7 protein-coding genes and 1 pseudogene are annotated in these 6,732 nt (G+C 69.8%); 4 read left to right on the forward strand and 4 right to left on the reverse strand.

Annotated elements, in window-relative coordinates; genetic code table 11:
* Positions 1-101: 101 nt before the first annotated feature.
* The 4 genes from ACFW0G_RS42985 to ACFW0G_RS43000 form a co-directional block, all read right to left on the reverse strand.
* The gene (locus ACFW0G_RS42985) at positions 102-1,007 is read right to left on the reverse strand and encodes a haloalkane dehalogenase (RefSeq protein WP_378331329.1); all 906 of its coding nucleotides are present in this window, start codon (positions 1,005-1,007) and stop codon (positions 102-104) included.
* 38 nt (positions 1,008-1,045) lie between these two features.
* Complete coding sequence (locus ACFW0G_RS42990) at positions 1,046-1,498, reverse strand: DUF350 domain-containing protein (protein ID WP_378331330.1); 453 nt, start codon at positions 1,496-1,498, stop codon at positions 1,046-1,048.
* Between the two features lie 162 nt (positions 1,499-1,660).
* The gene (locus ACFW0G_RS42995) at positions 1,661-2,833 is read right to left on the reverse strand and encodes a glutathionylspermidine synthase family protein (protein ID WP_378331331.1); all 1,173 of its coding nucleotides are present in this window, start codon (positions 2,831-2,833) and stop codon (positions 1,661-1,663) included.
* Positions 2,834-3,454, reverse strand: coding sequence for a hypothetical protein (locus tag ACFW0G_RS43000; RefSeq protein WP_378331332.1), 621 nt, complete (start codon positions 3,452-3,454; stop codon positions 2,834-2,836).
* Positions 3,455-3,545: 91 nt separating this feature from the next.
* Between ACFW0G_RS43000 and ACFW0G_RS43005 the strand changes: the two genes are divergently transcribed.
* The 4 genes and pseudogenes from ACFW0G_RS43005 to ACFW0G_RS43020 all read left to right on the forward strand — a co-directional run.
* The gene (locus ACFW0G_RS43005; RefSeq protein ID WP_378331333.1) at positions 3,546-4,571 is read left to right on the forward strand and encodes a septum formation family protein; all 1,026 of its coding nucleotides are present in this window, start codon (positions 3,546-3,548) and stop codon (positions 4,569-4,571) included.
* Positions 4,572-4,577: 6 nt separating this feature from the next.
* Positions 4,578-4,928 carry a metallopeptidase family protein gene (locus ACFW0G_RS43010; protein WP_378331334.1) on the forward strand — a complete coding sequence of 117 codons (351 nt, stop codon included), beginning with the start codon at positions 4,578-4,580 and terminating at the stop codon, positions 4,926-4,928.
* 177 nt (positions 4,929-5,105) lie between these two features.
* Positions 5,106-6,377, forward strand: coding sequence for an MFS transporter (locus tag ACFW0G_RS43015; RefSeq protein WP_378331335.1), 1,272 nt, complete (start codon positions 5,106-5,108; stop codon positions 6,375-6,377).
* A gap of 57 nt (positions 6,378-6,434) precedes the next feature.
* Positions 6,435-6,732, forward strand: a pseudogene (locus tag ACFW0G_RS43020) (hypothetical protein); the annotation flags it as partial.

Raw genomic sequence — 6,732 nt, forward strand, 5'->3', positions numbered from 1 at the left:
GCGCAGCCCGTCTGCCCTTGCGGCGGCTTCGGCCCGGACCTCTTCATACGTCCCGGACCGACGCAGCGTCAGCATCGGCTGGGAGGGCACGTCCGATGGAACTAGCCGCGGACGAAGCTGGCGACGTGTTCGGCGAGGCGCTCGCCCGCGTCCTCCTGCAGGAAGTGGCCCGCATCGGGGATCGTCGGATGTTCCAGGCCCTGTGCGCCCTTCATCGACCGTTGCAGCACCGGGGCCATCGGGCCGGTGATCGGGTCGCCGTCGGAGAACGCGCACAACAGCGGCAGGTCCAGTTCGGTCAGGGTCCGCCACGCGGCGCGGTTGGCCTCCGACGCCGGGTCGTCCGGGCGGGTCGGCACCAGCGACGGCATCGCGCGCGGCCCCGCCTTGTACATCTCGTTCGGGAACGGCGCGTCGTAGGCGGCGCGAACCTCTTCGGGCAGCTCCGTCCGGCAGCCGGCCTGCACGACCCTGCCGATGTCGAGCACCTGCGCCTTCTCGACGGCGTCGTGGAAGGCCCACCAGACCTTCGGCATGTCGACGTCGCCGGTCGGCAGCCCGGTGTTCGCCGCCACCACGCGCGCGAACCGGTCCGGGTTCTCCGCGACCAGCCGCAGGCCGATGAGCCCGCCCCAGTCCTGCCCGACCAGCGTCACGTCCCGCAGGTCGAGCGCGGCGAAGGCGAACGCCCGCATCCAGCCGACGTGCCGGGCGTAGCTGTGGTCGGCGATCTCGGCGGGCTTGTCCGACCGGCCGAACCCGACCAGGTCCGGCGCGATGGCACGCAGCCCCGCGCCGGCCAGCACCGGCAGCATCTTCCGGTACAGGTAGGACCAGCTCGGCTCGCCGTGCAGCAGGAGGACGGGCGGTCCGTCGGACGGCCCCGCCTCCACGTAGCCCACTCTGATCAGACCGCCGTGCGGATCGGGAAGATCGACATGCCGTGGTTCGAAGGCGAAGCCGGGCAGGTCGGTGAACCTGTCCTCCGGCGTCCTGAGCAGGCGCATGGGTCACACGCTAGTGGGAATCCCACCCGGTCAGCAGATCAGGAAATCCCGACGGCGACCACGAGACCCAGGCCGAGGTGCGCCGCGGCGACCACGATGGTGGCGGGCGCGAACTTGTCGCTCTCGATGGTGCTGCCGACGTCGATGCGGGTCGCCCACTCCAGCAGCCGGACCGCGATGACCTGGACAATGATCCCCAGCAGGCCGTAGACCAGCGAGGTGATCAGGCCCTCGGTCAGATCGCTGGCCGAGTTGAAGATCGCGACGACGACGATGAACGCCATCGACAGCAGCCCCGACGCGGTGACGATGACCGCGTTCGGCTTGCCCTGCTGGACCAGCTTCGACAGCTTGCCAGGAGTGGTCCAGTCGATCGCGTAGAACCCGGCGAACATGAGCAGCAGGCCGATCACGCCGTAGAGCAGGATGGCGCCGATGCCCCGCACGAGATCGGTGCCGAAGGTCTCGGGCAGCGCAACGATGGTGGTCACGGGGTCTCCCAGGGGTCGATGCCGGACGGAGGCGGCATGGACATATCGTCGCGAAGCCTGTCCATGCCGCCGACCGGGTGCGGGTGTCCCGCAGAGGTCCGTGCAGATTGTGCCGTTCGCCCGGATTGCGCACGAATCGGGCCCCACCGGCATCGGCCGAGGTCAGTCCCCCGCGTCGGGAATGCGGTGCGGGACGAACGCGGCGCCGTCGTCGGTCACCAGGCCGCCGGTCTCACGGATCCCCAGCCCGGCGGCGCTGTCGCCGACGATCCACGCCCCGAGCGCGGGCCGGTAGCCCTGAAACTCGGGCAGCGGATCGAACGCCTGGTAGACGTAACCCTCGGCGCCGTAGACGCCATCGGTCTGGGTCTCGTATCCGGTCGCGACGATCTGCACGTTCGCGCCCTCACGGCCGAGCTTCGGCTTGCGCACGTACTCGGTGAGCAGGCCGGGGTCGTCGGTGAACGCGGGCAGCAGGTTCGGGTGGCCCGGGTAGTTCTCCCACAGCACCGCGAGCAGCGCCTTGTTCGACAGCAGCATCTTCCACAGCGGCTCGACCCACAACGTGCGCGGCATCGTCTCGACGGCGTAGCGGCCGAACTCCTCGTCGACCACCCACTCCCACGGGTACAGCTTCACCACGGTCGCCATCTGCGCCTCTTCGAGGTCGACGAAGCGCTTGAGCACCGGGTCCCAGCCGATCTCCTCGATCGCGAGGCCGACCGTGTCCAGTCCCGCCTCGGCCGCGGTCTCCTGCAGGTACGCGGTGGTGACGTGGTCCTCGCCGGAGGGATCGGCGCTGGACCAGGTGAAGTGCAGTTCGTTCGAGGGCAGCTTGTCCTTCAACAGGCTCCAGCGTTCGACCAGCTTCTCGTGCAGCGAGTTCCACTGGTCGTCGTCCGGGAAGACGTCGGTCTTCCAGTGCCACTGGAGGATCGACGCCTCCAGCAGCGTCGTCGGCGTGTCCGCGTTGTACTCCAGCAGCTTCGCCGGGCTCTTCCCGTCGTAGCGCAGGTCGAACCGGCCGTAGACGTGCGGATCCTGCCGCTTCCACGACTCGGCGATGTGCGGCCAGACCCACTCCGGGATGCCGAAGCGCTGGTAGCCCTCGGTCGTCACGACGTTGTCGACGGCCTCGAGGCACATCGAATGCAGCAGCTCGACGTCGGCCTCGATGGAGAGGATCTCGTCCATGTCGAAGACGTAGTGGACGGACTCGTCCCAGTACGGCCGTTCCTTGCCCGAGCCGTCACGCGCGGGGGTGCCGTAGACGAGGCCCTGTTCTTCGACGATCCGCTGCCAGTCGCGCCGCGGCGCGGCCGAATCCCGGTACACCTACGAGCCCCCGCTCTTCCCGGTCCCGCCCGTGCCCGCGGTCCCGCTGCTCTTGCCGCTGATGCCGAACCCGCCCCGCTGCACCGACGTGCCCGACTTGGTCGAGACGTTCGTGCGCGAGGACGGCGCGGTGAAGGTGCCACCGCTGACGTGCTGCCCGACCGCGCCGGTGCCGCCGTAGTTGTACCGGTAGCTGTTGTAGCCGCCGCCGATGATCGGGATGAAGACGAACCCGCCGCTGTGGTAGCCGTGGTTCGCCGTGACGTAGTTCTCGTCACAGTATTTGTCGTCCTGCACGACGTCGTTCTTGTCGGTGCAGACCGCGGTCACGTTCGTGGTGTGCGCGACGCTGTAGAAGGTCGCGACGAGCCCGGCGAGCCCGACCGTGACCCCGCTGCCGATCAGGATCTTGCGTTTGGTCGCCGCCTTCTGGTCGGCGACCCGCGCCAGTTCGGCGGCCTCGGCCGCCTCGCGTTCCTGATCGGCGATCGCCTGCCGGCGAGCGCGTTGCTCTGCCAGCGAGGGTTCCTTGGGTTTGGTGTTCTCGTCCTGAAACCGCATCGAGCCGTGTTGTGTCGGCTCCGGAGCTGACTGCTCCCCCGAGTTGCTGTCCTGCGTCATGCGCGCTCCGTAATCACCGGCCATCGCCTTCTACCCACACTAACCACCCGCCGCGCGCAATGTGCGCGCGGCGCAGGCATCATGGTGGTTGATGTCTTCCGACGCCGAACGGTTCCCTCCCGCCGCGAAAGCCCTGCGCACCCGAGTGGTGATGGCCGGGGCGTTCGTCGGCGCCCTCATCGCACTCGGTCTCAGCGTGACGTTTTCCTGGGGCGAAGGGGCCGGTGGCGGCATCGGCGGCGGCGCGGGGAAGCTCAACGCGGCCGCGAAGGAGGCGTTCAGCTCGCCCCCCGGCAGCTGCCTGACCTGGGACAACCCCGACGCCACGGACGCGCGCAAGGTCGACTGCGCCCAGCCGCACCTGTTCGAGGTGACCAGCGTCGTCGACGTCGGCGCCCAGTTCCCTCCCGGCGCGCCCGCTCCGGCGCTGGAGCAGTGGCAGCAGATCGCGCAGACGAAGTGCACCACCGACGTCAAGCCGTACCTCGGCCACGCACTCGACCTCTACGGCAAGCTGACCACGAATCTGCTGCGGCCGACCGCCGCACAGTGGAACGACGGTGACCGGCAGTTGCGCTGCGGACTGCAGTGGGCGGGCCCCGGCGGCAAGCTGCAGCCGACCAGCGGCCCGGCGAAGGACCAGGACCAGTCCGCCGTGTGGGAGCCGGGCACCTGCCTCGCGCTGCTCGGCAAGGGTGTCGGCGACCCGATCGACTGCGCCCAGCCGCACTCGTACGAGATCGTCGCGAAGCTGGACCTGAAGTCGAAGTTCGCCGACGGCTACCCGTCGCAGGACAAACAGAAGACCTGGCTGGACACCGAATGCGTCAAGGCCGCGTCCACCTACACCGACGGCGCCGACCTGGCGGCGAAGAAGCTCAGCCTCGGCTGGGACCTGCGCGAGCAGGAGAGCTGGGACGCCGGATCGACCAAGGTGAACTGCAAGGTCGCGGCGAAGCTGCCGGACAACACCGGCCTCCAGGCGGTGACCGGGAGCGTGAAGGGCGGACCGCAGGGCGACGCGCCACGAGGCAACGGTGACGGCCCGCCGATGGGTGGCGAAGGTCCCTCCACCGGACACGGTGCGAGCAGCACCGCGCCGAAGCCGGGCCAGTAGGTCGCGATGCCGGTCGAGATGACGCGGCGCCGGTTCGAGGAGCTGGTGTCCGAGGCGCTGGACGAGGTCCCGCCCGAGTTCGCCGAAGCGATGGACAACGTCGTCGTGCTGGTCGAGGAGTTCAACGAAGAGGAGCCGTCGATCCTCGGGCTGTACCACGGCGTAGCGCTCACCGAGCGGACCTCGGACTACGGCGGGGTGCTGCCGGACCGGATCTCGATCTACCGGCGGCCGATCCTCGAAATGTGCGAAAGCGAGGAGCACGTCGTCGAGGAAGTGCTGGTCACGGTGATGCACGAGCTCGGCCACCACTTCGGGATCGACGACGCGCGGCTGCACGAGCTGGGCTGGGGTTGATCGCTGCCGGTACCGAATCCACGGTTGGAAACGGTTGCTGGCGGGCATTTCACCGTCTACCGCACAACAGTTCCGGTTTCCTCACCCTTCGTGACAACCCCACCACATCGGGCGACCCCTCTGGCACACTGTCACGCGTAGTCGGGGGGCGGCTGCGAACGGTGCGGGGGAGGCACGGTGAATGAGGAACAGGACGGCGCGGGCAATCGCAGACTCTGGTGGCTGTTGTCGTCGACCGGAGTGGGGAACCTGGCCGACGGAATCGCGAAGGTCGCCTTTCCTCTGCTCGCCACAACGCTCACGCACGATCCGGTCCTGATCGCCGGGCTGTCGGCCACCCAGTTCCTGCCGTGGCTGCTGTTCGGCCTGATCGCGGGCACGCTGGTGGACCGCGTCGACCGCCGTCGCGCGATGATCTTCGCGAACATCGGGCGTGCCGCCGTGATCGGGGCGCTGACGATCCTGATCGCCGTCGGCGGCATGTCGATCTGGCTGGTCTACGCCGCGGCACTGCTGATCGGGACCGCGGAAACGGTCGCGGAGAGCGCCGCCAACGCACTGATCCCGTCGGTGGTGGACGAGCGGTCGCTGGAGAGCGCGAACAGCAAGCTCCAGGCGTGCGAGATCGTCGGCCAGACCTTCCTCGGCGGGCCGGTCGGCAGTGCGACGTTCGCACTGTTCGCGCTGTTCCCCTTCCTGCTGACGTCGGCAGGGTTCGCCGTCGCCGCCGCGTTGCTGCTCGGGCTGGCCGGGAGCTTCCGGCCGAAGCCCACGGCCACCGGGACGCCAGGGGCATCGCCGACCCGGCTGCACACCGAGCTGCTGGAGGGGCTGCGCTGGCTGAAGGGGCACCCGCTGTTGCTGCGGATGGTCGCGATCGCCGGGCTGCTGAGCCTGGTCAGCGAACTGGCCCAGGCCCAGCTGGTGCTCTACGCGCTCGACGACCTGCACCTGAACGAAGCGACGTACGGGCTGTTCGCGTTCATCGGCGGGATCGGCGGGCTGCTCGGCGCGGCCACCGCGCCCCGGATGGTGCAGGCCGCCGGACGCCGGGCGGTGCTGGTCATCGGGATCGCCTGCTGCGCGCTCGGGTTCGGCGGAATGGGCCTGATCCGGCAGCCGGTCGCGGGCGCGCTGCTGTTCGGCCTGTTCGCGGCCGCGATCGTGATCGTCAACGTCGTCTTCGCGACCGCGCGGCACACGCTGGTGCCCGGCGCGCTGCTCGGCCGGGTGCTGGGGGTGTGGCGCACGGTCGTCTGGGGGACGATCCCGCTCGGCGCGCTGCTCGGCGGCGTCCTCACCGAGGCGCTGGGCTCGGCGTCGAAGACCTTCGTGGTGTCCGGGGCCGGGCTACTGGGGGTCGCGGTTCTCGCCTTCCTGGCGTTGCGCCGGTTCTCGCTGGATGACGAATCGGCCTCAGCTGGCCGCGCGGTCCACTCGGACCAGTGAAAACGCGCGTGTTCGGTGCTGGAATAGCGCATCACCCCGGCCTGCGGGAGGTAGGCGATGCGCGCGATGGATGGACAGCCTCCCGGCTCCCCGGCCGCGAACACCCCGTCACGCCGTCCGCTGGTGCTGGCCGCGCTGGCCGGGTTCGCACTGGGCGGCGGCGTGTTCGGCCTGCTCTGGGCGTTGTCGGGGGTGCACGCCGGAGCGCTGGAGGACGCGCGGGCCGCGTGTGGTGCCCTCGACCGCGTCGGTTCGATTCCGGACACCACCCGGTCGGGCTCCGGCCGGAGCCCGACGGCCCAGGCCCCCCGACCGCTGCACCCGATGCACCCCCCGCGCGCGCTGGAGGCGGCCG

The organism is Amycolatopsis sp. NPDC058986 (assembly GCF_042741125.1).
In the GTDB taxonomy this organism is placed as follows: Bacteria; Actinomycetota; Actinomycetes; order Mycobacteriales; family Pseudonocardiaceae; genus Amycolatopsis.